This is a genomic window from Aeromonas fluvialis (genome assembly GCF_000819885.1).
Classification (GTDB): domain Bacteria; phylum Pseudomonadota; class Gammaproteobacteria; order Enterobacterales; family Aeromonadaceae; genus Aeromonas; species Aeromonas fluvialis.
On the sequence record NZ_CDBO01000052.1, the window covers coordinates 55546 to 79851 of the forward strand.

Sequence of the window (24306 nt, forward strand, 5' to 3'; positions counted from 1 at the left end):
CACGCCGTCTTGTTAGATGCCGTCACGTTCCATCGGGCAGCTCATGCAGCGGGCGCCGCCGCGGCCACGACCCAGTTCTTCACCCGGAATGGAGAGCACTGTGATGCCGGCCTTGTCATATTTCTCGTTGGTGTAGGTGTTGCGCTCATAACCCACCACCACGCCAGGACGCACCGTCAGCACGTTGTTGGCATCGTTCCACTGTTCGCGTTCGGCTTCGAAGGTGTCACCGCCAGTGGTGATGAGCTTGAGCTGATCCACGCCCAGCGCTTTTTCAATGGCGGAAACAAAGTAACCCTCTTCCTTGATATTCATGCCGGTGGCACCGCCCGGAGTCAGGCTCCAGCAGTTCACGTCCTTGCGGATCACTTCCGGATAGACGGAGAAGGTATCTATGTCCATGTGGGTCATGACGGTATCCAGGTGCATGCAGCTGCGGTGTTTCGGCAGTTGCATGGCGATGACCTGCTTGGCCTGACCGTGTTTGAACAGGCTGCGTGCCAGGTGCTCAACCCCTTGCGGCGTGGTGCGCTCAGACATGCCGATGAGCACGGCGCCACGGCCGATGACCAAGACGTCACCCCCTTCGATGGTGGAGTTGTCGTAGTCACGATCCTCGTCACCGAAGTACTTGATGAAGTCCTGACCGGCAAACTGCGGGTGCCAGCGGTAGATGGCCTTCACATGGTTGGTCTCGCGGCGACGGGCGGCCTTGGCCATGGGGTTGATGGAAACGCCACCATAGACCCAGCAGGAGGTGTCACGGGTGAAGAGGTGGTTGGGCAGCGGCTCTATGATGAAGTCAGTCGGAGCGTGCATACCCACTACCATGTTGACGCTGCTGTAAGGCATCTCTGAGTAGGTCAGGCCACCGGAGAGAATGCGGGCCAGTTCGCGGTGCGGCATGTCAGCCAGGAAGCAGCGCACGTCGTTGGCAAGGGAAGAACCGAGGCGATAATCGGAGACCTGATGTTGCAGCAGCCAGGTTTTGGCTTCCGGCACATCCAAGGTTTCGGCCAGCAGATTGGTCAGCAGGAAAACTTCGACATTCTGATCGCGCAGTACCTGAGCGAATTTGTCGTGCTCCTGACCGGCACGTTCAACAGACAGGACATCATCGAACAGCAGATCCTGGCAGTTAGAAGGGGTCAGACGCTTCAGACTGAGGTTGGGGCGGTGCAACATGACACGGCGCAATTGGCCAACTTCAGAACCTACATAAAATTTGCTCATGATTATATTCCGTCTAGCAGTGGTCCCTGCGAGTGATTGAATAGATTCCTTCTATTCATGCTCGTGGCTAAGGCGGGATATTCTTTATGTAGGGTACTCAGCTTGTGTTCTATCCTGCCCTTGCCTTTCGATGCCGAGGTTAGACCTGCGAACCAATGCAAACTTAGACATTGATCACATTCACTCAGAACTGAATATATTCACCGTTCAATCTATGACCCCGGTAGCAAATTGCGCATTTACCACACAGAACACACTGAATAGCCATGCACAAACACCCCGCTATATTTCAGTTTGATTCATTTTTTATTCATACCAGTTCACTGGGATGATTAATCTCAAATAACAAAAACCTTTAAAAATCATAATAATAAAAATTATTCCAAATAAAATTTGAATATTACTCCCTATGTATTGAATACATCGGCGTAACGAGAGGAACGCGGGAGAAATAAATACTCACATCGACCACATTCACTGCATAAATCTTTTCTTGTTCCAGATCATGGCATTGATGCCAACCCCATCAGACCAAGCCTCATAAGCCATCACCTCTTTCTGTGGTTCAACTTAATATGCACAAAGTCCGCATCGAGGTGGGCAACCATCCTCGTCTGTCACCACAACGCCTTTTGATACTTTTTTCATTAATTGAATTTATTCGTCTCACCTTGCGCTGGCGCCAACCTCGGCTTAACTCAGAAAGTGATCCAGATCACACATGAATGGCACTACCAAGGAGTTGTTATGAAGATGAAACCCATGCTGTTGCTCGCGACTTTGTTGCTCTCTGCGCTCCCCACCCTCAGTCAGGCTGAAGGACCCCCTGCCATGCCCATGGTGGTCTGCCATGTCGACAAGGCCCCCCAGATGCTGGTGCCCGACTATGTCTGCCGCTGGTATGGCGGCCGCGTTCATTACTAGTCGAAACAACGAGAGGAGCATCACTCCTCTCGCCTTGTGATGAGCCAAGCCCCTCCTATACTGAAACCAGCGGTTTTCTCATGGATAGGGGAACGTCATGATCTTGTTGGTCGGTGGAGAGAAGGGGGGGAGTGGCAAGAGCTGCCTGGCACAAAACCTGGCGGTCTACCTCAGATCCCAATTTCAGGGGGAGGTATTGCTGGTCGACTGCGACCCGCAGCGCACCACCTCTGACTGGATTCAGGAACGCAATGACAACCCGGAGCTGCCACAAATCAACTGCGTTCAGCTCTATGGCAATATTCGCAACGACCTGCTCAGCCTGAAAAACCGCTACGACTACGTCATCGTCGATTGCGGCGGGCAAGACAACCGGGCTCTGCGCTCCACCATGGCTGTCGCCACCCACGCCCTGATCCCCTTGCGCCCGAAACGCCGCGACCTCAAGACCCTGCCCCACATGGAAGATCTCATCACCACCTGCAAGATGGTCAATCCGACGCTCAATGCAGCAGTAGTGCTGACCCAGTGTCCCGCCCTGCCCAATCAGGTAAAACGCATTCTGGAGGCGAAAGAGGTTTGCTCCTCGTTCGGTGTCGACGTCCTGAACGCCATCACCTATGGCCGCAACGTCTATGACGACAGCGAAGAGAAGGGACTGTCGGTGATGGAGATCGAGCCGGATGGCAAATCCGCCGAAGAGATCCGGACCATCGCCAAAGAGTTCCTGCAAGTGGGGGTGTGAGATGGGTCTGGCCGATCTGAAGAAAAAGCACCAGCTGCATCACCAGAAAAAGTTCACCGTCGACGAATTTATCGAAGATGCGGAGTTCTATGCCAAGGGCAAACCCAAGGTGGTCAGCCTTGAACTGGGCTTGCATCGTGATGAAGCCTTGTCGGCGCTGGCCTTTATCGAGAGTGGCGAGCACCTGAAGCCCAGCTACAAAAAGGCCACCTTCTCCATGAGCACGGTGGCCATCGATGAGCTGGGTAATCTGACCCAGCAAGACGGCATGAACAAGTCCCTGTTGCTGCGCCTCTTTACCCACTACTTCTCTTCGTTGACTCCTGAAGAGCGCCAGACCATCTATGAGCGACTCAACCAGCGCTCATAATCTCTCCATTCAGCTACTCTTTATGTGCCTCGCCTACTCACCCCGAATGACCATCATCAGACTGCAAAATCTGTTTCTGAAGCAACCAAAACGCCGTGTAAGAGATCTGCCATTACATATGTAAGCCAACAGCCGAAAAGATCCCCGAGATAATCGGAAGATAAGATCTTAAAATATGAAGAAGATCAACTTAACTAGCTGTTTATAAATTAATAAATCGAAACGCACTACTTTCGAAATGGCTAATGACAAAAACGTTTTCCAATCTGACGTTGTAGCCGGTTAGAAAATCCTTATAGTTACTCATGCACGGACGCAATGAAGTCGGTCAGGAAGATTGGCTGCCAGGGTTGGGCAAATGGACTCACCACAGGATGTGGTAAAGGACACCTCCCAGGATGGAGAAAGTGCGACGAGACAGGATGACTCGTCAGGCCAAGATGGCTAAAGGACACCCCAAAGGATTGGGAAGGGGAAACCTAAAGGAAGAGGTAAACAGTCAGGGATTGCAGGGAGCAACTTCGTTCAAGGATCTGAGCGATACGACTACCGGGGGCGACGCAAGTCGCCCCCATCTTTTTATCTGCTTTTCACCGCCCCATTGCTTGCCTCAGCCCACGGCCTTCTTGCCATAATCTTCCCGACCCTCTGCTTAAGCAAAAATAGATATGAAAAGGGCGCCACGATGGCGCCCTTCTCTGTTTTCTGATCGGCAAACAAGCTTATATCACGCGAGAGAACTGCTGCTGGCGCGCCTTGTTGCGCAAGTACACGTCGAAACACATGCAGATATTGCGGATCAGCAGCTGCCCCGTGGAGGAGACCTCCAGACCATCCTCCGTCATACGCACCAATCCATCGTTGATGAAGGTCTGCAGCAGCTTGAGATCGTCGGCAAAATATTCTCTGAAATTGAGCCCGTGCGCCTGTTCGACAACGGCAAAGTTCAGACGGAAATCACAGATAAGCCGCTTGATCACCTCGCGGCGGATCAGGTCATCCTGATTGAGCGAGCAGCCTTTCCACTGGGCATGACCCAGCTCGCCAACCTGAGCGTAATACGCCTTGAGCTCTTTCTGATTCTGGGAGTAGGCATCACCGATCATGCTGATGGAGGAGACCCCCAGTCCCAGCAGATCGCAATCTCCCTGGGTGGTATAGCCCTGGAAGTTGCGGTGCAGCTTGCCCTCGCGCTGCGCCACCGCCAGCTCGTCATCGGGTTTGGCAAAATGGTCCATGCCGATGAACTGGTAACCCTGACCGGTGAGGAAGGCGATGGTATCCTGCAGCATGGCCAGCTTCTCCTGCGGAGCGGGCATGTCGACCTCTTTCAGCTTGCGCTGGGCAGCGAAGCGACTCGGCAGATGGGCATAGTTAAAGATAGAGAGGCGGGCGGGATCCGTCTTGATCACCTCTTCCAGCGTATGGTGGAAGCTAGCACGATCCTGATGTGGCAGGCCATAGATCAGGTCGAGGTTGGTCGAGCGGAAGCCAAGTTCACGGGCCCGCTCCAGCATGGCCTTAATAAAGTCGTTGTCCTGCTCGCGGTTGACCGCGACCTGTACATCCTTGTTGAAATCCTGCACCCCGAGGCTGATACGGTTGAAGCCGACGTCTCGCAATACATCCAGCATGGTGATGGCGATCTCGCGTGGATCGACCTCGATACTGAACTCCCCTTCCTCGGCGAACCGGAAGTGTTCACGCAGCATGGCCATCAGACGACGTGTCTGCGCCTCACCCAGATAGGTCGGTGTACCGCCCCCCCAGTGCAGCTGGGTGACCAGACGATGCTTGAAGAGCGGAGCCTGTGCCTTGATCTCCTGCTCGAGGTAGTCGAGATACTCGTCAGCCTTGTGCTGATGGCGGGTAATGACCTTGTTGCAGCCGCAGTAATAACAGAGCTTGTGACAGAAAGGGATGTGCACGTAGAGCGACAGATTGCGCTCAGGGTACTGGCCGGCTGCACGGACAAAATCCTGATAGCCGAAGCTCTCGTTAAACTCCAGCGCGGTGGGATAAGAGGTGTATCTTGGGCCGCTGTAGTTATATTTTTCGATCAGGGCCTGATCCCACACTATCTGTTCTGCTTGCACGCTCGCTTCCTCTCTTGTTGTTATCGACGGCTCGTCAGCCTAGCCGGAAATCCTTCAGCTGGGCCACATCCTTGAGGATCTGAGCCTCCAGCTCGGCCTCGTAGCCGCTGCGTTCGAGATCCATCTTCATCACTTCATTGCGCTTGAGGGCACGTCTGGCCTCATGAGTCGGCATATCTTTCACCTTCTCATACAGCCCGTACAGACCCGGGAACTCGGCAACGAACGCTCGCCCCCCCTTGATCTGCAACGCATCAAGCAGATTGGTCAGCCGAATGGCGCCTTCGGAGTAATCACACTGCCCCTCCTGCACCGCATGGGCAATGACCCGCACACTATCCAGAATTCGCTCATTGCGGGCCGCAATCGCCTGTAACTGCATTGAGTGCTGTCTTTTGAGTCTCGCCAGCAGCATACCCGCATAGATGGCCAGCCCTGACAAAATCAGGCCGCCCAACAGGGTGGCCAGCATCCATCCACTCATCACTTTTTCTTCGGCTCAGGCTTTGGTTCCGGTTTGAAATCGACCTGGTTGAAACGATCCCACAACTCCTCTTCGGAGGCCGGTTTTTGCTCGTCGAACTCGGCGTCATCGCCATCATCAAACGGCAGCTCATCATCTTCATCATCATCGTTGTCGATGATGCCCAGCTCATCCATCAGCTCCTGATAACGGTCGACGCGCTGATCAACCCAGGCCTGCTCGGTCGCTTCCAGGGTTTCACCGGCATCCAGACGATCCAGCAGATCATTCAAGCGGTCATCGTTTTCGATGGAAGCCAGCTCCTGCTCGGGCGTCATCACCAGCTTCTTCTCTTTCACCGCCTTGGGTGCTGCCGGCTTCTTCTGTTTGTCATCTACCACCAGTACTACCTGCTTGCGGGAACCGATACGCGGATCTTTGGACTGGCTGTTGCCAGATTTGTTCTTCGACTGTTCAACTTGCTGACGAGAACCAGCCTTCAGGCCCTTGCGCTTGGCAGCCCGTTTACGCTCACGGCCTTCCTGAGCACTGACATCAGATTCTTTGCGCTTGCCAGTAGGCTTGCGAGTGGGTTGTTTAGCAGACATGAATGGCTAACTCCGAAAATAACTGGTTTGACCCGTACCCGGGATGATCTCACCCGGTGGGATACGATGCGAGGAACAGTAAGGCTGGAACAAGAGCAGGATCCCGTACCAATCCGGCCCAATCAGGCCACTGAACACCGCAGGATCGGTATCCTCTGGGCATGTTGCTGGTATTTTGACACAGAATGGCTAATCGGGTTAATGACCCAAAAGAAAAAAGGCAGCCGAAGCTGCCTTGATATGATCACGGGAGCACTATCCTGAATGTCAAAACAATCTGTTTCGTCCGCTCAGTGACAGCGTGTCGCCGCATCATATCGTGGTGTGGTCATCCTGACCTTATATTGGTCGTTCCTGAATGTGCGCGTGCCTGTTTGACCCGTCTCGACCGCATCCTGCCATCGTGCCGGGGAGTCTGCATCCCGCAACCCCATCCCGCTCCGGAGATGGTCACCATCCTGATCCTTCAATCCTTTGCCAGCTCATCCGAGCCCATGGCATCCCGCCACGCCAGCCATCCTCTGCTCACAACGTCCTGTGGTGAAACCGCAACCCAATCCTGCGGGTGAATCCATTGAGTCTACTGTATCAACTCTATAAAGCGGCTCAATCCACTCAAAACATTATCAACCGGCCGAAAAATATCAATATTCACATAATTAATTGATAAGTAATGATTATTTATTATTGCATGCAATTTTATGAGCCTTGGCCTGCCTTGAGAATGGGAGATCTCTTACAGAACGGGGGGATTAAACCGAGAATTATCTGAAAGCCATAAAAACAACGGGGAGCCCAGGCTCCCCGTTTCAACTCAAATCGACCGTATCGACTATATCAGTGCAGACCCGCCACATATTTGGAGAGGGCTTCGATATCCTGATCAGTCAGTTTCTTGGCAACGTCCCGCATCATGCCATTCGGATCGTTGTCACGCGTCCCGGCACGGAATGCGGTGAGCTGAGCCTTGATATAGGCAGGGTGCTGGCCAGACAGGTTGGGATACTTGGCCTGTTCGATACCCGAGCCACGGGGACCATGACAAGCCGTACAGGCTGCCAGACCGCGACTCACATCACCACCCATATAGAGTGCCTTGCCCGCTTCGACCACGTCGTCAGGGACAGCGATAGGGGTAACCTTCAGGCTGGAGAAATAAGCCGCCAGGTCATCCATGTCCTGTTCCGACAAAGGTAACGCCATCGGCCCCATCACTGGCGCAACCCGGCCAATTTGACCAGAAGCGGCAGCCTTCAGTTCAACTAACTGCTTTTTGATATATGATGCGTGCTGACCAGCAATTTTGGGGTACATATCAACCAGGCTGTTTCCGTCCGGTCCATGACAAGCCGCACAAACGGCAGCCTTGGTTTGTCCCGCAGCGGCATCGCCCTTGGCTTGTGCCATCCCCGTTACGCCAACCATCAGAGCAAGAGTAATGACTAGGTTCTTCATGGCGTTCCAACTTTTCGTTATTAGGCTTCCAGATCCCATGCCGCTGAAGGCATGTTAAAATAAACGTGTTTAAGCGACGCTATTTTACACCATTTTACAAAAAAGTAACTCTATAACCCTCTATCTCCATGGGGAATTTACGTTGGATACACAAACTCTGAATTTCAATAAGGTGCATTTTGTGACCAGCGCACCCGACATCCGTCACCTGCCAAATGATGGGGGTGTCGAGATCGCGTTTGCCGGCCGTTCCAACGCCGGTAAGTCATCTGCATTGAACACCTTAACCAAACACAAGAACCTGGCGCGCACCAGTAAGACACCCGGCCGTACCCAGCTGATCAACCTGTTTGAGCTGGAGCCGGGCAAGCGTCTGGTCGACTTGCCGGGTTATGGTTATGCGCAAGTTCCGCTCGAAATGAAGCTCAAGTGGCAAAAGTCACTGGCAGAGTATCTGCAGCGCCGTGAGTCATTGAAAGGTCTGGTGATCCTGATGGACATCCGCCACCCGCTCAAAGAAACCGACATGAACATGCTGGAGTGGAGCTCGCACCGTCAGTTGCCCGTCATGTTGTTGCTGACCAAGGCCGACAAACTGAGCCCGGGTCCGCGCAACAACCAGGTGATCAAGGTGCGCCAGGCCGTTGCCAACCTCGGCTCCCAGATCCAGGTTGAAGCATTCTCCTCCCTCACCAATATCGGTGTGGAGAAGCTGGCGCAAACCCTGACCGAATGGTACGTCAGTGGTGACGATACCGACCTGCTGGACGCTGACCAACAGCAACCTGCCGAGGAGTAATCTACTCCTCGCTCTCCTTGCAATTGGCGGAGCACTCCTCCGCTGATTGAAAGGGTTTCAGATTGCCGCTTTCACCTGCCTCACGACAAACACCCTGCATTTGCCTCCCCTGCTATATCCAATACTGCTTACAGTTCATATAGATAGGCAGTTAATTCACACAAAGAATTAACTTAAGGCGGCGTTGATAGCGTTTTCAAATTCGTTCTTTCAAAACGAACCAGAATTACAAAAAGAGACAAAAATGAAATTTAATTACAAGATCTAACCGAAAGGGATAAAAATGAGGCCGGACGACAGTGATGCCATCCAGCCTGAAATAATAAGTTCAAAAAATTGGGAAGAAGCTGAATCTTGAGTACCAGACGACAGGTATTCCTCAAGAAGCAGCCTCATTCTATCAAATGCATCGCCAATTTAAAGCATTTACTCTAAATGATGCGCATAAAAAAACACCCCGACGAGAACCTCATCGGGGCAGCTATTCAGCCACATTCAATTACGTGAAATAAAAGGTCTGAAAGATAGAACATCTTACCTCTGTACCCTACGCAGACAACTGTACAGCAAAGCAGCAGAAAGTGAAAGTAATTTATGTAATTTAGTTTCACAACTTACGGATTAAGAAAAAATCTTTTATTTTCATGCAGATAAAAAAATCCCCAGTACGAATACCGGGGAGTTATAAAGGTGACTAGCTAGCACTTCCTCAACTATCTAGTTAGTCAGCGCCATTCCAAAGTAGTTCCGCTACAAAACAAAAAAACTTTGAAAAATTAGAGATAGATGGCGCCATCTTCGGCAAATGATTGTTCTTCAATGAGTTTTTCAGCTATATCTTCAATGTCAAAACGCATGCTTTCGAAGGCCCGGACTATGTCATCCTCTCTCGTCAGTGCCAGACCGGTCATTTTTTCCAGTCGCCGCTGACTGATGTAACAATCGATCAGCGCGCCCATCTGTTGGGCAGGAAAACGCACACGCTGTTCGTCCGTTTGCCACTCCATCAGATCGGGAAACAGAATACCCTGGTTCATATCACCCCCAAGTTACGCTTCAACTCTCTCAATACCTGTTTAGTCCCGGGACGAATTCCACGCCACACGGTGAATGCTTCGGCAGCCTGCTCCACCAGCATGCCCAGTCCATCCATGGTCTGACGGGCCCCATGCTGTTTGGCCCAACTGATAAAGGCGGTATCGGATGCACCATACATCATGTCATAGATGGCGATATCAGGATGGACCAGGGCGGGAGCCAGTGGTGGCAACTCCCCCTGCAGGCTGGCAGAAGTGGAGTTGATGATGAGATCGAACGGTCCGGCCAATTGCTCATAGGTCTGAGCTGTAACCGCTCCCAGATCGTGGAATTCAGCGGCCAGCTGCTCCGCTTTTCCGTGCGTCCGATTCGCGATGACCAGCGTGCCCGGCTGCTCGGCCAGCAGCGGTGCCAGCGCACCACGAGCAGCACCTCCGGCACCCAGCAGCAGGATCCGGCTGTCGGCCAGCGTCACGCCATGAGACTTGAGGTCAGCAACCAGCCCGGCACCATCAGTATTGTCGCCCAGCAGTACGCCATCATCGGTCAGCTTGATGGTATTGACCGCGCCCGCCCGCTTGGCCCTCGGGCTCAAGCGATCGACCAGAGTGAATGCCTGCTCTTTGAAGGGGACAGTAACATTGCAGCCCTTGCCCCCTTGGGCAAAGAAGGCCCGCAGGACTTGGCTAAACTCGTCGACGGCGGGTTCAGCCAGCCCATACTCCAGCTCTTGCTGGGTTTGTCTGGCAAACAGGGTGTGAATGAAGGGGGACTTGCTGTGGCGCACCGGGTGGCCAAAAACCAGATAACGATCCATCAAAGAGTTCCATCAGAGGGCAATATTCCGATTTAACGGGTTTTCGCACTCGGGAACAAGCCGAATATCGGCCAGCAAAAAGGGGCCATCATGGCCCCTCGGGTCACAACCACTCTCGCGGCGTGAGATAGTCGGTGTAGAGCAAGGCCTCAGGTGTGCCCGCCTCCGGCTGCCAGTCATACTCCCAACGCGCCAGCGGTGGCATCGACATCAGGATCGACTCGGTACGTCCACCAGTCTGCAACCCGAACAGGGTGCCCCGGTCATACACCAGATTGAACTCCACATAACGACCGCGACGATAGAGCTGGAACTCCCGCTCCCGCTCGCCATAGGGCTGTGCCTTGCGTCGTTCGATGATCGGCAGGTAGGCATCGAGATAACCCCGACCTACCGCCTGCATAAAGGCAAAGCTGTCGGCAAAAGGCCAGCGATTCAGATCGTCGAAGAAGAGACCGCCCACCCCTCGCGTCTCATTGCGGTGCTTGAGGAAGAAATAGCGATCGCACCAGGATTTTAACTCGGGGTAGATCTCATCACCAAATGGCAGGCAGAGATCACGGGAGACCTGATGCCAGTGCTGCACATCCTCGGCAAACGGGTAGAAGGGCGTCAAATCGAAGCCACCGCCAAACCACCAAATGGGCTCTTCACCCTCTTTCTCGGCGATGAAGAAACGGACGTTGGCATGGCTGGTCGGCACATAGGGGTTGTGCGGATGGATCACCAGCGACACGCCCATCGCCTCGAACTTGCGACCGGCCAACTCTGGCCGATGGGCTGTAGCAGAGGCAGGCATAGCATCGCCATAGACATGGGAGAAGTTGACGCCCCCCTGCTCGATCACCACGCCGTGGCGCAGCACGCGGGTGCGACCACCACCACCACCTTCACGGCTCCAGGCATCTTCCACAAAGTGCCCACTGCCGTCGGCCTGCTCCAGACCACGGCAGATCTCGTCCTGCAACTGCAACAGGAAGGCCTTGACCTGGGCCACATCCGGTTTGCTCATCTTGTCTCCAGTCAGGCAGGATCGTGAACGCCCTGTCCATTTTTATAGTTAAATCAATCCGGTGAGCTCACTGCTCAGCGGATTGATGGCAAATCATGACGTATCCGCCTGCTCAGGAGGGGCGAATCAGGAGGGGCGAATAATGGCGCCGGTTCGGGCGTCCTTGATCTCGGAGGGGTTGGCTTGACCACCCACTTCACCGGGCAGGATATAGGCCAGCTTGCTTGCCAGCCGCTCACCGATATCGGCCACCCGACGGGCAGGCTCCTCACCGGTCAGGTTGGCGCTGGTAGAGACCAGCGGCTTGCCAAAGGCACGGCACAGCGCCTGCACCTGAGGATGGGCCGTCACCCGCACCGCCAGGGTCTCGAACTGCCCGGTCAGCCAGGCCGGCGTCGTCGCACGGGCAGGCATGATCCAGGTAAAAGGGCCAGGCCAGCTGGCTTCAACCCGAGCCAGCTGCTCACCGCTAAGTTGGCTCAGATCGATGTAATCCTGCAATTGCGCCAAATCGGCAGCAATCAGGATCAACCCCTTCTCTACCGGACGCTGTTTGATGGCCAGCAGTCGCTGCACCGCCACTTCGGAGTCGGGATCACAACCCAGACCAAACACGGCCTCGGTCGCATAAGCAATCACCCCTTCCTGTTGGAGGGCGGCAACTGCCTGTTCAAATTCATTTGGCATAGGAAAAATGCGGCAGCCTGGCTGCCGCCTCGTCACTTAGTAGCAAGTTGAATCCGTATGGCGGCGACCATGGCAAAGTGACGTTTTGCTGTTGCACAGGAAAAATACGACACATCTGGAGCACCACCCGTTCACTTACTTGAGTTGAGCCTGCAGGGCGGCATCCTTGGCCATCACCTCTTCGGCATTCTTCTGGCGTTCGGCCCGAACCTTGGCCGCCAGTTCATCATCGGCTACTGCCAGCATCTGGGCTGCCAGATAACCTGCGTTCTTGGCACCGGCTTTGCCGATCGCCACGGTCGCTACCGGTACACCACCGGGCATCTGCACGGTGGAGAGCAGTGCATCCAGCCCCTTGAGCGGGCCACCATCGATGGGCACCCCGATCACGGGACGAGTCGTGATGCCGGCTACGGCACCCGCCAGATGCGCCGCCAGACCGGCAGCACAGATAAAGACCTTGCAGCCACGGGCCTCGGCATCGGTCACATACTGATGGGTCGCAGCCGGCGTGCGGTGCGCGGAGGTGACTTTGACTTCCACTGCGATATCAAATGACTTGAGCACCTCAAGGGTGGTTTGCATCACGGGGAAATCAGAATCAGAGCCCATCAATACGGCAACAAAGGGTTTATTCATGGTGGGAATTTCCTTACTCCAAGTGGGGGGGGTTGAAGTTCACCGAAAACGTTTCAATCCGGTTACAGCGGCGGGATTATACCTGCTCACTTTGGTGGCCGCATTTCTTTTGCGGACAGGCCCAACGCAGAGTTCCCCTCACTTTTTTCTCAACCATGATGCCCCAGCCACACGCGGGACAAGGCATGGCGATCGGTTTGTCGTTCACCACATATTTGCAGTGGGGATAGCCATCACAGGAGTAAAACTGCTTGCCGTAGCGGGAGGTACGGCTCACCAGATGACCCTTGCCGCACTCGGGGCAGAGGATCTGGGTATTGTCGCTCTCCTGCAGAGATTCGATATGCTGGCAGGCCGGATACTGGGTACAACCGACAAACAGACCGTAACGCCCCTTCTTGATCGCCAGCGGCTCTCCGCAATCGGGACAGGCAGAGCCTTCGAGCACCTTTTCGATGTCGCGGCCGGATGGCGTCAGAGAACGGATGTAAACACAGGCAGGATAGGCAGAACAGCCGAGAAAGGGGCCATGTTTGCCCTGGCGGATCACCAGCTCGGCCCCGCACTGCGGGCACGGTTCGCGCTCGAAGGCATGTTCGTGGGCTGAAAAGAGATGATGATCGATTTTTGACATGGGCCGCGCCTTGAAATCCAGATGGCCTGAATTCTACCAGCGCGGCACCGGACTGTCAGTGAATGACGCCGTCTGACTCATCAAACACCAGCTCTTCCATCTGCTGGTAGGCATTTTCACTGCCCGGTACGTTGAACAGCACCATCATGACGACCCACTTCAGGTCATCCAGCTCGATATCCGGCTTGTCCAGCTCGAGCAAGCGCTCGATACAGATCTCGCGGGTTTCGGCATTCAGCACCTGGGCCTGTTCCAGAAAGAGCAGGAAGCCGCGGCACTCGGTGCCCAGGCGTGCCAGCTCTTGCGGGGCATAGATACGCATCGAGCCTTGCGCACTGGCGGTGACATAGACCTCCCGCTCGCTATCGTGCAGATTGGCCAGCCGTTCCAACCAGTCGAGCGCCTTGTCGATCTCTTCTTTATCGAAACCGGCCCGGCTCAACTCATCGGTGAGCTCATCCTGCTCGACCATCACATCTGCATCGCTGTGGATGTAGGTCTCGAAAAGGTACATCAATACATCAAACATGATTCGCCCTCCTCGCTCTGACGTATCCACCGGCTACCGCCATCACAGCACCGACCAGCTCAAGCTCTACCAACCTGCCCAATACCACTTCGACAGGAAGCTGGGCCCGCTCGGCAACGGTATCCACGCTCGTGGTCTCATAATCTACGTTATCCAACAAATCGGCATAAGGCAATTCGCTATTATACGGTTGCTCAGAGGGGGTGGCCGATGGATATCGTCTGGCGACCCACTCTGGCAGCTCTACCACTATATCGGCCGCACTCAGCACAAGTTTGGCCCCCTGCTGAATTAATCTGTTGCACCCTATCGCTTGGGCGTTTTGCGGGGCGCCGGGCACTGCAAACACTTCGCGCCCCTGTTCAAGCGCATAGCGAGCAGTGATCAGCGAACCGCTCTGCTCGGTCGCCTCCACCACCAGAGTGCCCAGCGAGAGTCCACTGATAATACGGTTGCGACGGGGGAAATGTTCAGCCAGCGGCCCTTTATCCGGCGCCAGCTCGGAGATAAGCAAACCCCCTTTCTCCAGAATCTGACCTGCCAGTCCCTGATGGCGTTTGGGGTAGAGGTTGTCAAGACCCGAGCCCAGCACGGCGAGAGTAAAGCCTCCAGCAGCCAGCGCCTGCTGATGGCAGACACCATCGATACCAAGCGCAAGGCCCGAGGTGATGGCTAACCCGCATCCAACCAACTCGCTACAGAGGCGGGACGCATTATCTTTGCCTGCATAGGTAGGATGGCGTGTACCCACCATTGCCAGCTGGGGTAGCGACAGCGCAGCAAGATCGCCACGACAGTAGAGCAACAGGGGTGCCGCGGGAATCTCCCGCAACAAGGGTGGATAAATCGGGTGATCTTGCGGAATAAGGAGATTGTCAGGCAAAGCGGCCCAAGCCAGGCTCTGCTCAACCACCGGCGAGGGCCAGCGCAGTTGCCTGATCTGCTCTGACGACAACCCCATACCATGCAGTTGCGCTTCATCGCTCTGGAACAGGGCCTCAATACTTCCACCGGCCAGCTCCAACAGACGTGCAGCGGTCACCGGACCGATACCGGTGACCGCATCAAGGGTTAGCCAGAGCGCCAGACGCGCGTCAGGATAGTTCACGTCAGAAGTGCGTGACCTGATAACCCGAGCTCACCATGTCCTTGCTCTGCATGATGAGGCCATAACTCAGCTTGTCATACACCTTGAACAACATCACTCTGGCAATCGCTTCGGAAGGGAGTGGCGCCTTTTGGTTGCTGCTGTAAAACACCCTGCTGTAGACCGATGATAACTCCTTGTACTGCACATCGCCATTCTTGGTGACCAGCGCAGCCCCCGGACGCCGGACATCGAGCACATCGCCCGCGGAGAGTTGATCCCGAGCGCCTTTGTTGATCAAGACCACATCAAACTTGCCCCCTCCCCTGGCTTTGCTCGGCAAGTCGATGATGTAACCCGGTGTAATCGCCGGAGCTGCCTTGGGCATGAACACCGCGGGCATGCTCTCCTGAGGGGGCAACGCCATGACCTTGTCACCCTGCAACACTTCACGTTGGTTGTGAGTGAGGATCACTTCGGTCCGATCACCCTCCAGCAGCGCTACTGCACGCACCACGCCGACAAAGATGGCCTCCTGACCCAAGAGCTCACCGGTCTCGCGATCCTTGTAGACCACCCCGGGATGGTAGATGCCATACATCGCGCCCGGTGTCAGAGCCCCCTGGACATAGAGGGTGTCCCCCTCCAGCATACCAATGTGCTTCTCGTCGGAACCCAACAGATAGGGCAGCATTTTCTGCTGCTGATTGTCGGCCAGAATATGGTCGGTCTGCAAAAAGGGACCAATCTCGCTGAAAGGCAGAGTGGGGATAGGATTTGCCTTGCTCTCATAGCGGGTTTTCGGGCTGAGGCGGATGACCTGCTTGCCCCCCTGCATCGCTTTGCCGAGTTGGGGCTCACCATTGACCCAGCTCAGATGCAGTACGTCACCCGGGTAGATCCAGTGCGGATTGGCAATCTGTGGATTGATGTTCCAGAGCCGTGGCCACAGCCAGGGTTCAGAGAGATATTTGCCGGAGATATCCCACAGTGTATCGCCTTTTTGCACGACATAGCTTTCGGGATAACCCGCTTTCAACCTCAGCTGATCGGCCAGAGCGGCTTGGCTCATGGTGATCAGCAGGCCGGTGAGGATGGTTTGCTTCAGATACATAACACTCCCTGTTACTTCTGTACGCAAAGTGTTGCTGTTTTTTGTCGGCGTAAATGACTAGAATTACGCCAATATTGACTGCATTTATACGAAACTAAAGAAAAAACTATGGCCATTCTAGATGTATTGCGTTTTCCCGATGAGCGTCTACGTACTATCGCAGCCCCTGTCGAGACCTTTACACCCGAGTTACAACAAATTGTAGATGATATGTTCGAAACCATGTACGCGGAGGAGGGCATTGGCCTGGCCGCAACGCAGGTGGATATTCATCAACGCATCATAGTGATCGATGTCTCTGAAAACCGTGAAGATCCTCTGGTATTGATCAATCCGGAAGTGATCTCCCAGTGTGGCAGCACCGGCATTGAAGAGGGTTGCCTCTCCGTGCCTGGCAGCCGCGCTCTGGTACCGCGCGCCGAGCAGATCAAGATCCGCGCCCTGGATCGCCACGGCAAACCGCTTGAACTGGAAGCGGACGACCTGCTCGCCATCTGTATCCAGCACGAGATGGATCACCTGATGGGCAAGTTGTTTGTGGATTACCTGTCCCCGCTCAAGCGCCAGCGCATTCGCCAGAAGCTGGAAAAGATGGCCCGTGAAGATCGCAAAGTCCTCTGAGGATCTGCCCCATTGAATAAGCTGAAACTGATTTTTGCCGGCACCCCCGACTTCGCCGCCCGTCACCTGGCGGCGTTGTTGTCTTCCGACCATGAGGTCGTTGCCGTTTATACCCAGACCGACAAGCCCGCAGGCCGTGGCCAGAAGCTCACTGCCAGCCCGGTCAAAGAGCTGGCAATGGCCCACAACCTGCCGGTTTACCAACCCGCCACCCTGCGCAAGGAAGAGGCGCAAGCCGAACTGGCCGCCCTTGGCGCCGACCTGATGGTCGTCGTGGCCTATGGCCTGATCCTGCCCAAGGTGGTGCTCGATACCCCGCGTCTGGGCTGCATCAACGTCCATGGCTCCCTGCTGCCACGCTGGCGCGGTGCCGCACCGATCCAGCGCGCCATCTGGGCGGGCGATAGCGAAACTGGCGTCACCATCATGCAGATGGATGTGGGGCTGGATACCGGCGCCATGATCCGCAAAGTGACCTGCCCCATCGCCGCCAATGAGACCTCCGCCAGCCTCTATGACAAGCTGGCCAAGCTGGGCCCGCTGGCACTGGTCGACACCATCAATGCCATGGCCGCCGGTGAAACCGCTGCCGAAGCGCAAGATGATGCGCAGGCAAACTACGCCGAAAAGCTCTCCAAGGAAGAGGCCCGCATCGACTGGTCGATGGAAGCTGTTGCCATCGAACGCTGTATCCGCTCGTTCAACCCCTGGCCAATCAGCTGGTTTGAAGTGGCTGACCAGACTGTCAAGGTATGGCAGGCCGCCGTTATCGACAGTGACCACGGCCAACCCGCCGGCACCCTGCTCAAGGCCGGCAAGCAGGGGGTCGATATCGCTACCGGCAAAGGGGTACTGCGCCTGCTGACCCTGCAACCGCCCGGCAAGAAGGCGATGTCCGTTTCGGATCTGCTCAACTCTCGCCGCGACTGGTTTGAACCCGGCACGCAATTGAATTGAACTGGATTGAATTGACACAAGCGGGGCCCAGGCCCCGACTTGCGCATCTAAGGTAACTCTATGAAAACACGTGCACAGGCCGCTCTCGTTATTCAACAGGTGCTGGATCAGGGTCAATCCCTCTCCGCTGTTCTGCCTGCTGCCCAGGAGAAAGTTGCGCCTCGCGATCGCGCGCTCCTGCAAGAACTCTGCTACGGCACCCTGCGCTGGCTGCCACGCCTCGATGCGGCAGTCGGCGAGATGATGGACAAGCCGCTCAAGAACAAGAGCCGCATCTTCCACTACCTCATCCTGGTCGGTCTCTATCAGCTCATCTACACCCGCATTCCGGCTCACGCCGCGGTGGCCGAGACCGTCAATGCCGTCAAACTACTCAAGGGCACCTCCCTGCGTGGCCTCATTAACGGCGTGCTGCGCAACTTCCAGCGCAGTGCCGAAGTGATCCTGCTGCGTATCGACCGCGTCCCCAGCATTCGCCTCGGTCATCCCGAGTGGCTCACCAAGCGCCTGCGTCAGGCCTATCACGATGAGTGGGAATTCATCATGGAGGCGAACAACCAGCGCCCTCCCATGTGGATCCGCAACAACAGCCAGCGTCAGAGCCGCGAGCAGATGCTGGCGCGCATGGCCGAAGTCGGTATCAATGCCGTGGCCGGTGAAGAGGGCGAGGATTGCATCCTGCTGGAGCGCCCCTGCGACGTCACCAAGCTGCCCGGCTTCGCAGCCGGTGACTGCTCGGTACAGGACGGCGCCGCGCAACAAGCTGCGGCCCTGCTCGACCCGCAACCGGGCGAATGGGTGCTGGACGCCTGCGCGGCCCCCGGTGGCAAGACCGCCCACCTGCTGGAGCGTCAACCCAAGCTCGCTGGCGTGGTCGCCGTCGATGCTGACGAGAACCGCCTCAAGCGGGTGCAGGAGAACCTGGATCGCATCGGCCTGACCGCCAAGGTGATCCACGGCGATGCCGCAGCACCGGAACAGTGGTGGCCGGAGGGTCAGTTCGATCGCATCCTGCTGGATGCCCCCTGCTCAGCCACCGGCGTCATCCGCCGCCATCCCGACATCAAGTGGCTGCGCCGGGACCAGGACATTCGCGAGCTGGCCGAGTTGCAACGCCGCATTCTCAATGCCCTCTGGGGCAAGCTGAAGAGCGGCGGCACCCTGCTCTACGCCACCTGCTCCGTCCTGCCGGAAGAGAACCGCGAACAGATCCGCGCCTTCCTTGCCGCGACCAAAGATGCCAAATTGGTGCCATTGCACGAACAGGACACCCCGGAGTGCCCGGGTCGCCAGTTCCTGCCGGGTGAAGCCGAGATGGATGGCTTCTACTACGCCAAACTGGTCAAGCTCTGAGCCGGGTATGACAAACCTCATTCGGGAGATCCGCCAGCTCCATTCTGGCACTTCCCTTTACAGCCTCAACGTGAGTAGACGTTCCCTATGAAAATCATCATTTTGGGAGCCGGCCAGGTCGGCGGCACCCTGGCCGAGAACCTGGCCGGGGAGAACAACGACATCACCATCGTCGATACCGACAGCGAACGCCTGCGCGAGCTACAGGACAAGTTCGACCTGCGGGTTGTCAACGGTCACGGCGCCCACCCCAGGGTACTGCGCGAAGCGGGGGCTCAGGATGCCGACATGCTGGTCGCCGTCACCAACAGTGACGAGACCAACATGATTGCCTGTCAGGTGGCCTACTCCCTGTTCAACACCCCGAACAAGGTGGCGCGGATCCGTTCGCCTGCCTATCTGACCGAGCGGGATCGCCTGTTCCTGCCGGAATCGGTGCCGGTGGATCACCTGATCGCGCCGGAGCAGCTGGTGACCAACTATGTGCGTCGCCTGATCGAATATCCGGGCGCCCTGCAAGTGGTTGATTTTGCTGGCGGTCGTGTCGGTCTGGTGGCGGTCAAGGCCTACTACGGTGGCCCACTGGTGGGCAATGCGCTCTCCACCCTGCGCGAGCACATGCCCAACATCGAGACCCGGGTAGCGGCCATCTTCCGTCAGGGCCGCCCGATCCGTCCGCAAGGCACCACCATCATCGAAGCGGATGACGAGGTCTTCTTCGTCGCCGCTGCGGGCCATATCCGCGCCGTGATGTCGGAGCTGCAACGGCTCGAGAGCCCATATCGCCGCATCATGATCGTCGGTGGCGGCAACATCGGCGCCGGTCTCGCCCGTCAGCTGGAGAAGCGTTACAGCGTCAAGCTGATCGAACGCAACCAGAAGCGGGCGGAGCAGCTCTCCGAGCTGCTGGAGAACACCATCGTCTTCTGCGGCGATGCGGCAGATCAGGAGCTGCTGGCCGAAGAGCATATCGATCAGATCGATGTATTCATCGCCGTGACCAACGAGGACGAGGCCAACATCATGTCGGCCCTGCTCGCCAAGAAGATGGGCGCCAAGAAGACCATGGTGCTGATCCAGCGCGGTGCCTACGTCGATCTGGTACAGGGGGGATCCATCGATATCGCCATCTCGCCGCAGCAGGCCACCATCTCGGCCCTGCTGACCCACGTGCGCCGGGCCGATATCGCCAACGTCTACAGTCTGCGCCGCGGCGCGGCCGAGGCGATCGAGGCGATTGCCCACGGCGACGAGAACACCTCCAAGGTGGTCGGCAAGACGGTGGGCGAACTCAGGCTGCCACCGGGCACCACCATAGGTGCCGTGGTGCGCGGGGATGAGGTGCTAATCGCCCACGATCGCACCAGGATCCAGCAGGATGACCACGTGGTCATGTTCCTGGTGGACAAGAAGTACATCCCGGAAGTGGAGCGGCTGTTCCAGCCAAGCCCCTTCTTTCTGTAACGTCTTCATGCGCACAGGCTGTCAAACCAGACCCGGCTCAGCTCCCCCAAGGGGATGGTCCGGGTCTTTTGTTAATCAACGACCAGGTTATCGAACATGATCAAGCTGCGTCCCATTATCTTCACCCTCGGGCTGGTGCTCTCCAAGCTGGCGATCTTCATGTGGCTGCCCACCTTGCTGGCACTGCTCACCGGGTCAGAGGGCTTTGTCGAGTTCCTCAAGTCGGTGCTGATCACCCACGGCGCCGCCCTGCTCTGCCTTCACTACGGCCGCAAGGCGGAATTTCATCTGGGGGTGCGGGAGATGTTTTTGCTCACCACCTCGGTGTGGGTGGTGGCCTGCGTCTTCGGCGCCCTGCCATTCGTCTTCATCAACCACATCGCCTTCACCGACGCCTATTTCGAGACCATGTCGGGGGTGACCACCACGGGCTCCACCGTACTCTCCGGGCTCGACAACATGGCCCACAGCATCCTGCTGTGGCGCTCCATCCTGCAGTGGCTGGGCGGGGTCGGCTTTATCGTGATGGCGGTGGCGGTACTGCCCTACCTCAACGTCGGTGGCATGAAGCTGTTCCAGACCGAGAGCTCGGATTGGTCCGACAAAAGCGCTCCACGTGCCAAGACGGTGGCCAACAATATCGTCGTGGTCTATCTGGTGCTCTCCATGCTCTGCTTCATGGCCTACTGGGCCAGCGGCATGACCATGTTCGAGGCGATCAACCACGCCATGACCACCCTCAGCACCGGCGGCTACTCCACCTCCGACCAGTCCATGTCCCACTTCTCCCACTCAGCCCACTGGATCGGAACCGTCTTCATGTTTCTCGGCGGCCTGCCCTTCCTGCTCTATGTACAGAGCCTCAATCACAGGGACTACAGCCTGTTCAAGGATGCCCAGGTGCGAGGCTTCTTCTGGCTGGTGGTCTGGATCACCCTCATCATGACCTTCTACCTGTGGCAACGGGACGTATTCGAGTTCTGGGACGCCCTGCGCATCAGCTGCTTCAATATTATCTCGGTGCTCACCACCACGGGTTACGGTCTCGGCGATTTCGGCACCTGGGGGCCGCTCACCACCATTCTCTTCATGGTGCTGCTGGCGCTGGGGGCCTGTTCCGGCTCAACGGCGGGGGGGCTGAAGATATTCCGTATTCAAGTTGCCTTCGCCCTGTTCAAGAAGCAGATGCGCCAGCTGATGCATCCCTCCGCCGTGTTTCCACAAAAATACAACGGCCGTACCGTCAATGACGCCATCATCCGCTCCATGATCTCCTTCGTGCTGGCCTACTTTGCCATCATTCTGGTGATCGCCGCGCTGCTGGGCGCCATCGGGCTTGACCCCCTGACGGCCATCTCCAGTTCCATCACGGCCGTCGCCAACGTGGGCCCGGGGATGGGACCTGTTGTCGGTCCCAGCACCAACTTCGCCAGCCTGCCCGATTCGGCCAAGTGGTTGATGTCGTTCGGCATGCTGCTCGGCCGTCTCGAGATCCTGACGGTCGCGGTGATCTTCTTCCCCTCCTTCTGGCGCCAGTAACTCTTCACTGCACGCCAGCAAAAAGCCGCAGCGTGCATCAGCCCATTCATTCCCATTGTCGGATGGCCTGAACAACCCCATCAGGATGATCAGAGTGAATCACTGACATAAAAAACGGGCCCAAACCAGAGGTTTGGGCCCGATTATCAATGTTCCGTCAGCAACCCGGGTGGGCAACCACACGGATCAGCACATGGCATTAACCACGGCCGGCGCGCTTGCGATCCATCTCGGTCAGCAGCTTCTTACGAATGCGGATGGCCTTGGGAGTGATCTCGACCAGCTCATCGTTGTCGATGAATTCGAGAGCCTGTTCCAGAGTCATGCGGATCGGCGGAGTCAGCACTTGAGCTTCGTCGGTACCGGAGGCGCGCATGTTGGTCAGCTGCTTGCCCTTCAGGCAGTTAACGGTCAGGTCGTTGGAACGGGAGTGGATACCGATCACCTGGCCTTCGTAAACTTCGGTCGCGTGACCGATAAACAGACGACCACGGTCTTGCAGACCGAACAGGGCGAAGGTCAGCGCCTTACCGGTTGCGTTGGAGATCAGCACGCCGTTCTGACGCTCACCGATGCTGCCACCCTTGTGCGGACCGTAGTGGTCAAAGGTGTGGTACAGCAGACCGGTACCTGAAGTCATGGTCAGGAACTCGGTCTGGAAACCGATCAGGCCACGGCTCGGGATCATGAAGTCAAGACGGACACGACCCTTGCCATCCGGCGTCATGTTGGTCATCTCGCCCTTACGCAGGCCGAGTTGCTCCATCACGGAACCCTGATGCACTTCTTCAACGTCGACAGTAACGGTTTCAAACGGTTCTTGCAGTTCGCCATCCACGGTACGCAGAATGACTTCCGGACGGGATACCGCCAGTTCGTAGCCTTCACGACGCATGTTTTCGATCAGGATGGAGAGGTGCAGTTCACCACGACCGGATACGCGGAACTTGTCCGGATCTTCAGTCTCTTCCACACGCAGGGCCACGTTGTGGACCAGCTCCTGGTTCAGACGCTCCAGAATGTTGCGGGAGGTCACGAACTTGCCCTCTTTACCGGCGAACGGTGAGGTGTTGACCTGGAAGGTCATGTTCACGGTCGGCTCGTCAACGGAGAGCGGCGGCAGGGCTTCAACAGCATTGTTGTCACAGATGGTGTCGGAGATTTTCAGCTCGCCCAGACCGGTGATGGCAATGATGTCACCCGCTTGCGCGTCGGTAACTTCAGTACGGGACAGGCCAAGATAACCCAGCACCTGACCGACTTTGCCGGTACGGTTCTTGCCGTTGGCACCGACGATGGTGACCTGCTGGTTGGTCTTGACGCGACCACGGGTGATACGGCCGATACCGATAACACCTACGTAGGAGTTGTAGTCCAGCTGGGAGATCTGCATCTGGAAACCACCGTCGGCATCGGCCTTGGGTGCTTCAACGTTGTCAACGATAGCCTGGAACAGCGGCTCCATGTTCTCGGACTCGACGTCCTGATCCATGGTGGCCCAACCGTTCAGTGCAGAGGCGTAAACAACTTTGAAATCCAGCTGTTCGTCGGTCGCGCCCAGGTTGTCGAACAGGTCAAACACCTGATCCATTACCCAGTCAGGACGAGCGCCCGGACGGTCGACCTTGTTGATGACCACAATCGGCTTCAGACCCTGAGCGAAGGCTTTCTGGGTCACGAAACGGGTTTGCGGCATCGGGCCATCTACGGCGTCAACCAGCAACAGCACGGAGTCAACCATGGACAGTACGCGCTCAACTTCACCACCGAAGTCGGCGTGACCCGGAGTATCAACGATGTTGATGCGGTAGTCATTCCAGCGGATCGCAGTGTTCTTGGCGAGAATGGTGATGCCACGTTCCCGTTCCAGATCATTGGAGTCCATGATCCGTTCCTGGCCTTCCGTGGAGCGGTCCAGGGTGCCGGACTGCTGCAGCAGCTTATCAACCAGAGTCGTTTTGCCGTGGTCAACGTGCGCAATAATCGCAATATTGCGTAAATTCTCTAACATTCTCGCCTCAATCACCGGGTAAAATTGGGCGCTAATTGTACTCTTGCCTTTGTGATCTGCCTAGCAGAATTGCAGTACATTCGCGCATAACAACGGATCTGGATCATAGAC

General features: G+C 56.4%; 25 protein-coding genes. 9 read left to right on the forward strand and 16 right to left on the reverse strand.

The window, feature by feature from the left end; translation table 11 throughout:
• Positions 1 to 12: 12 nt before the first annotated feature.
• Positions 13 to 1233, reverse strand: a complete 1221-nt coding sequence (gene arcA, locus BN1125_RS10750) for an arginine deiminase (protein WP_042012295.1) — start codon at positions 1231 to 1233, stop codon at positions 13 to 15.
• Between the two features lie 747 nt (positions 1234 to 1980).
• Here arcA and BN1125_RS19250 point away from each other — a divergent pair.
• From BN1125_RS19250 to BN1125_RS10760, 3 genes are all read left to right on the forward strand, one after another.
• Positions 1981 to 2157 carry a hypothetical protein gene (locus tag BN1125_RS19250; RefSeq protein ID WP_167562314.1) on the forward strand — a complete coding sequence of 59 codons (177 nt, stop codon included), beginning with the start codon at positions 1981 to 1983 and terminating at the stop codon, positions 2155 to 2157.
• A gap of 97 nt (positions 2158 to 2254) precedes the next feature.
• Positions 2255 to 2902 carry an AAA family ATPase gene (locus BN1125_RS10755; RefSeq protein WP_042012296.1) on the forward strand — a complete coding sequence of 216 codons (648 nt, stop codon included), beginning with the start codon at positions 2255 to 2257 and terminating at the stop codon, positions 2900 to 2902.
• A 1-nt stretch (position 2903) separates the two neighbouring features.
• On the forward strand, positions 2904 to 3272 hold the full coding sequence (locus BN1125_RS10760) for a hypothetical protein (protein WP_005339715.1): 369 nt from the start codon (positions 2904 to 2906) through the stop codon (positions 3270 to 3272).
• A 722-nt stretch (positions 3273 to 3994) separates the two neighbouring features.
• On the opposite strand, the gene hemN is transcribed toward BN1125_RS10760, so the two are convergent.
• From hemN to BN1125_RS10780, 4 genes are all read right to left on the reverse strand, one after another.
• Positions 3995 to 5368, reverse strand: coding sequence for an oxygen-independent coproporphyrinogen III oxidase (gene hemN, locus BN1125_RS10765; RefSeq protein WP_042012297.1), 1374 nt, complete (start codon positions 5366 to 5368; stop codon positions 3995 to 3997).
• Positions 5369 to 5402: 34 nt separating this feature from the next.
• Positions 5403 to 5840 carry a DUF2489 domain-containing protein gene (locus tag BN1125_RS10770; RefSeq protein WP_042012298.1) on the reverse strand — a complete coding sequence of 146 codons (438 nt, stop codon included), beginning with the start codon at positions 5838 to 5840 and terminating at the stop codon, positions 5403 to 5405.
• Positions 5841 to 5851: 11 nt separating this feature from the next.
• Positions 5852 to 6439 carry a Der GTPase-activating protein YihI gene (yihI, locus tag BN1125_RS10775; RefSeq protein ID WP_042012299.1) on the reverse strand — a complete coding sequence of 196 codons (588 nt, stop codon included), beginning with the start codon at positions 6437 to 6439 and terminating at the stop codon, positions 5852 to 5854.
• Between the two features lie 837 nt (positions 6440 to 7276).
• Positions 7277 to 7894 carry a c-type cytochrome gene (locus tag BN1125_RS10780; protein WP_042012300.1) on the reverse strand — a complete coding sequence of 206 codons (618 nt, stop codon included), beginning with the start codon at positions 7892 to 7894 and terminating at the stop codon, positions 7277 to 7279.
• Positions 7895 to 8036: 142 nt separating this feature from the next.
• Here BN1125_RS10780 and yihA point away from each other — a divergent pair, with 142 nt between their 5' ends.
• A complete protein-coding gene (yihA, locus tag BN1125_RS10785; protein ID WP_042012301.1) occupies positions 8037 to 8693 on the forward strand; it encodes a ribosome biogenesis GTP-binding protein YihA/YsxC in 657 nt (218 codons plus the stop codon).
• A gap of 485 nt (positions 8694 to 9178) precedes the next feature.
• On the opposite strand, the gene spfP is transcribed toward yihA, so the two are convergent.
• The 10 genes from spfP to BN1125_RS10830 all read right to left on the reverse strand — a co-directional run bounded on the left by spfP (position 9179) and on the right by BN1125_RS10830 (position 16250).
• Positions 9179 to 9226: a small protein SpfP gene (gene spfP / locus BN1125_RS19900; RefSeq protein WP_462101308.1), complete on the reverse strand. Its 48-nt coding sequence runs from the start codon at positions 9224 to 9226 to the stop codon at positions 9179 to 9181.
• Between the two features lie 243 nt (positions 9227 to 9469).
• The gene (locus BN1125_RS10790) at positions 9470 to 9730 is read right to left on the reverse strand and encodes a DUF1488 family protein (RefSeq protein ID WP_042012302.1); all 261 of its coding nucleotides are present in this window, start codon (positions 9728 to 9730) and stop codon (positions 9470 to 9472) included.
• Positions 9727 to 10548, reverse strand: coding sequence for a shikimate dehydrogenase (gene aroE / locus BN1125_RS10795; RefSeq protein ID WP_042012303.1), 822 nt, complete (start codon positions 10546 to 10548; stop codon positions 9727 to 9729). Before aroE ends, BN1125_RS10790 begins: the two co-directional genes overlap by 4 nt.
• 103 nt (positions 10549 to 10651) lie before the next feature.
• Positions 10652 to 11560: an oxygen-dependent coproporphyrinogen oxidase gene (hemF, locus tag BN1125_RS10800; protein ID WP_042012304.1), complete on the reverse strand. Its 909-nt coding sequence runs from the start codon at positions 11558 to 11560 to the stop codon at positions 10652 to 10654.
• Between the two features lie 126 nt (positions 11561 to 11686).
• Positions 11687 to 12247 (reverse strand): L-threonylcarbamoyladenylate synthase type 1 TsaC, encoded by a 561-nt coding sequence (tsaC, locus tag BN1125_RS10805; RefSeq protein WP_019445779.1) that lies wholly within the window; start codon positions 12245 to 12247, stop codon positions 11687 to 11689.
• 135 nt (positions 12248 to 12382) lie between these two features.
• Entirely contained in the window at positions 12383 to 12886 is a 504-nt protein-coding gene (purE, locus tag BN1125_RS10810; protein ID WP_005339704.1) for a 5-(carboxyamino)imidazole ribonucleotide mutase, read from the reverse strand.
• 76 nt (positions 12887 to 12962) lie between these two features.
• Positions 12963 to 13520 carry a DNA topoisomerase family protein gene (locus BN1125_RS10815; protein ID WP_042012305.1) on the reverse strand — a complete coding sequence of 186 codons (558 nt, stop codon included), beginning with the start codon at positions 13518 to 13520 and terminating at the stop codon, positions 12963 to 12965.
• A 55-nt stretch (positions 13521 to 13575) separates the two neighbouring features.
• A complete protein-coding gene (locus tag BN1125_RS10820) occupies positions 13576 to 14049 on the reverse strand; it encodes a DUF494 family protein (protein WP_033136505.1) in 474 nt (157 codons plus the stop codon).
• The gene (gene dprA / locus BN1125_RS10825; protein WP_042012306.1) at positions 14042 to 15157 is read right to left on the reverse strand and encodes a DNA-processing protein DprA; all 1116 of its coding nucleotides are present in this window, start codon (positions 15155 to 15157) and stop codon (positions 14042 to 14044) included. Before dprA ends, BN1125_RS10820 begins: the two co-directional genes overlap by 8 nt.
• A gap of 1 nt (position 15158) precedes the next feature.
• Positions 15159 to 16250, reverse strand: coding sequence for a LysM peptidoglycan-binding domain-containing protein (locus BN1125_RS10830; protein ID WP_042012307.1), 1092 nt, complete (start codon positions 16248 to 16250; stop codon positions 15159 to 15161).
• Positions 16251 to 16358: 108 nt separating this feature from the next.
• On the opposite strand from BN1125_RS10830, the gene def reads away from it, so the two are divergent.
• From def to BN1125_RS10855, 5 genes are all read left to right on the forward strand, one after another.
• Positions 16359 to 16871 carry a peptide deformylase gene (def, locus tag BN1125_RS10835; RefSeq protein WP_042012308.1) on the forward strand — a complete coding sequence of 171 codons (513 nt, stop codon included), beginning with the start codon at positions 16359 to 16361 and terminating at the stop codon, positions 16869 to 16871.
• A gap of 12 nt (positions 16872 to 16883) precedes the next feature.
• Positions 16884 to 17828, forward strand: a complete 945-nt coding sequence (gene fmt / locus BN1125_RS10840) for a methionyl-tRNA formyltransferase (RefSeq protein WP_042012309.1) — start codon at positions 16884 to 16886, stop codon at positions 17826 to 17828.
• Positions 17829 to 17888: 60 nt separating this feature from the next.
• Positions 17889 to 19181, forward strand: a complete 1293-nt coding sequence (rsmB, locus tag BN1125_RS10845; RefSeq protein ID WP_042012310.1) for a 16S rRNA (cytosine(967)-C(5))-methyltransferase RsmB — start codon at positions 17889 to 17891, stop codon at positions 19179 to 19181.
• An 87-nt stretch (positions 19182 to 19268) separates the two neighbouring features.
• Positions 19269 to 20645: a Trk system potassium transporter TrkA gene (trkA, locus tag BN1125_RS10850; RefSeq protein WP_042012311.1), complete on the forward strand. Its 1377-nt coding sequence runs from the start codon at positions 19269 to 19271 to the stop codon at positions 20643 to 20645.
• A 96-nt stretch (positions 20646 to 20741) separates the two neighbouring features.
• Positions 20742 to 22184 (forward strand): TrkH family potassium uptake protein, encoded by a 1443-nt coding sequence (locus BN1125_RS10855; protein WP_042012312.1) that lies wholly within the window; start codon positions 20742 to 20744, stop codon positions 22182 to 22184.
• Between the two features lie 199 nt (positions 22185 to 22383).
• Here BN1125_RS10855 and typA read toward each other — a convergent pair whose 3' ends face one another.
• The gene (typA, locus tag BN1125_RS10860; RefSeq protein WP_042012313.1) at positions 22384 to 24195 is read right to left on the reverse strand and encodes a translational GTPase TypA; all 1812 of its coding nucleotides are present in this window, start codon (positions 24193 to 24195) and stop codon (positions 22384 to 22386) included.
• Positions 24196 to 24306 lie beyond the last annotated feature (111 nt).

Excerpts from the sequence above, each read along its gene's own strand:
- arcA (WP_042012295.1), bottom strand. The coding sequence starts at position 1,233 with ATGAGCAAATTTTATGTAGGTTCTGAAGTTGGCCAATTGCGCCGTGTC.
- BN1125_RS19250 (WP_167562314.1), top strand. The coding sequence starts at position 1,981 with ATGAAGATGAAACCCATGCTGTTGCTCGCGACTTTGTTGCTCTCTGCG.
- BN1125_RS10755 (WP_042012296.1), top strand. The coding sequence starts at position 2,255 with ATGATCTTGTTGGTCGGTGGAGAGAAGGGGGGGAGTGGCAAGAGCTGC.
- BN1125_RS10760 (WP_005339715.1), top strand. The coding sequence starts at position 2,904 with ATGGGTCTGGCCGATCTGAAGAAAAAGCACCAGCTGCATCACCAGAAA.
- BN1125_RS10770 (WP_042012298.1), bottom strand. The coding sequence starts at position 5,840 with ATGCTGGCCACCCTGTTGGGCGGCCTGATTTTGTCAGGGCTGGCCATC.
- yihI (WP_042012299.1), bottom strand. The coding sequence starts at position 6,439 with ATGTCTGCTAAACAACCCACTCGCAAGCCTACTGGCAAGCGCAAAGAA.
- BN1125_RS10780 (WP_042012300.1), bottom strand. The coding sequence starts at position 7,894 with ATGAAGAACCTAGTCATTACTCTTGCTCTGATGGTTGGCGTAACGGGG.
- BN1125_RS10790 (WP_042012302.1), bottom strand. The coding sequence starts at position 9,730 with ATGAACCAGGGTATTCTGTTTCCCGATCTGATGGAGTGGCAAACGGAC.
- aroE (WP_042012303.1), bottom strand. The coding sequence starts at position 10,548 with ATGGATCGTTATCTGGTTTTTGGCCACCCGGTGCGCCACAGCAAGTCC.
- hemF (WP_042012304.1), bottom strand. The coding sequence starts at position 11,560 with ATGAGCAAACCGGATGTGGCCCAGGTCAAGGCCTTCCTGTTGCAGTTG.
- tsaC (WP_019445779.1), bottom strand. The coding sequence starts at position 12,247 with ATGCCAAATGAATTTGAACAGGCAGTTGCCGCCCTCCAACAGGAAGGG.
- purE (WP_005339704.1), bottom strand. The coding sequence starts at position 12,886 with ATGAATAAACCCTTTGTTGCCGTATTGATGGGCTCTGATTCTGATTTC.
- BN1125_RS10815 (WP_042012305.1), bottom strand. The coding sequence starts at position 13,520 with ATGTCAAAAATCGATCATCATCTCTTTTCAGCCCACGAACATGCCTTC.
- BN1125_RS10820 (WP_033136505.1), bottom strand. The coding sequence starts at position 14,049 with ATGTTTGATGTATTGATGTACCTTTTCGAGACCTACATCCACAGCGAT.
- BN1125_RS10830 (WP_042012307.1), bottom strand. The coding sequence starts at position 16,250 with ATGTATCTGAAGCAAACCATCCTCACCGGCCTGCTGATCACCATGAGC.
- def (WP_042012308.1), top strand. The coding sequence starts at position 16,359 with ATGGCCATTCTAGATGTATTGCGTTTTCCCGATGAGCGTCTACGTACT.
- rsmB (WP_042012310.1), top strand. The coding sequence starts at position 17,889 with ATGAAAACACGTGCACAGGCCGCTCTCGTTATTCAACAGGTGCTGGAT.
- trkA (WP_042012311.1), top strand. The coding sequence starts at position 19,269 with ATGAAAATCATCATTTTGGGAGCCGGCCAGGTCGGCGGCACCCTGGCC.
- BN1125_RS10855 (WP_042012312.1), top strand. The coding sequence starts at position 20,742 with ATGATCAAGCTGCGTCCCATTATCTTCACCCTCGGGCTGGTGCTCTCC.
- typA (WP_042012313.1), bottom strand. The coding sequence starts at position 24,195 with ATGTTAGAGAATTTACGCAATATTGCGATTATTGCGCACGTTGACCAC.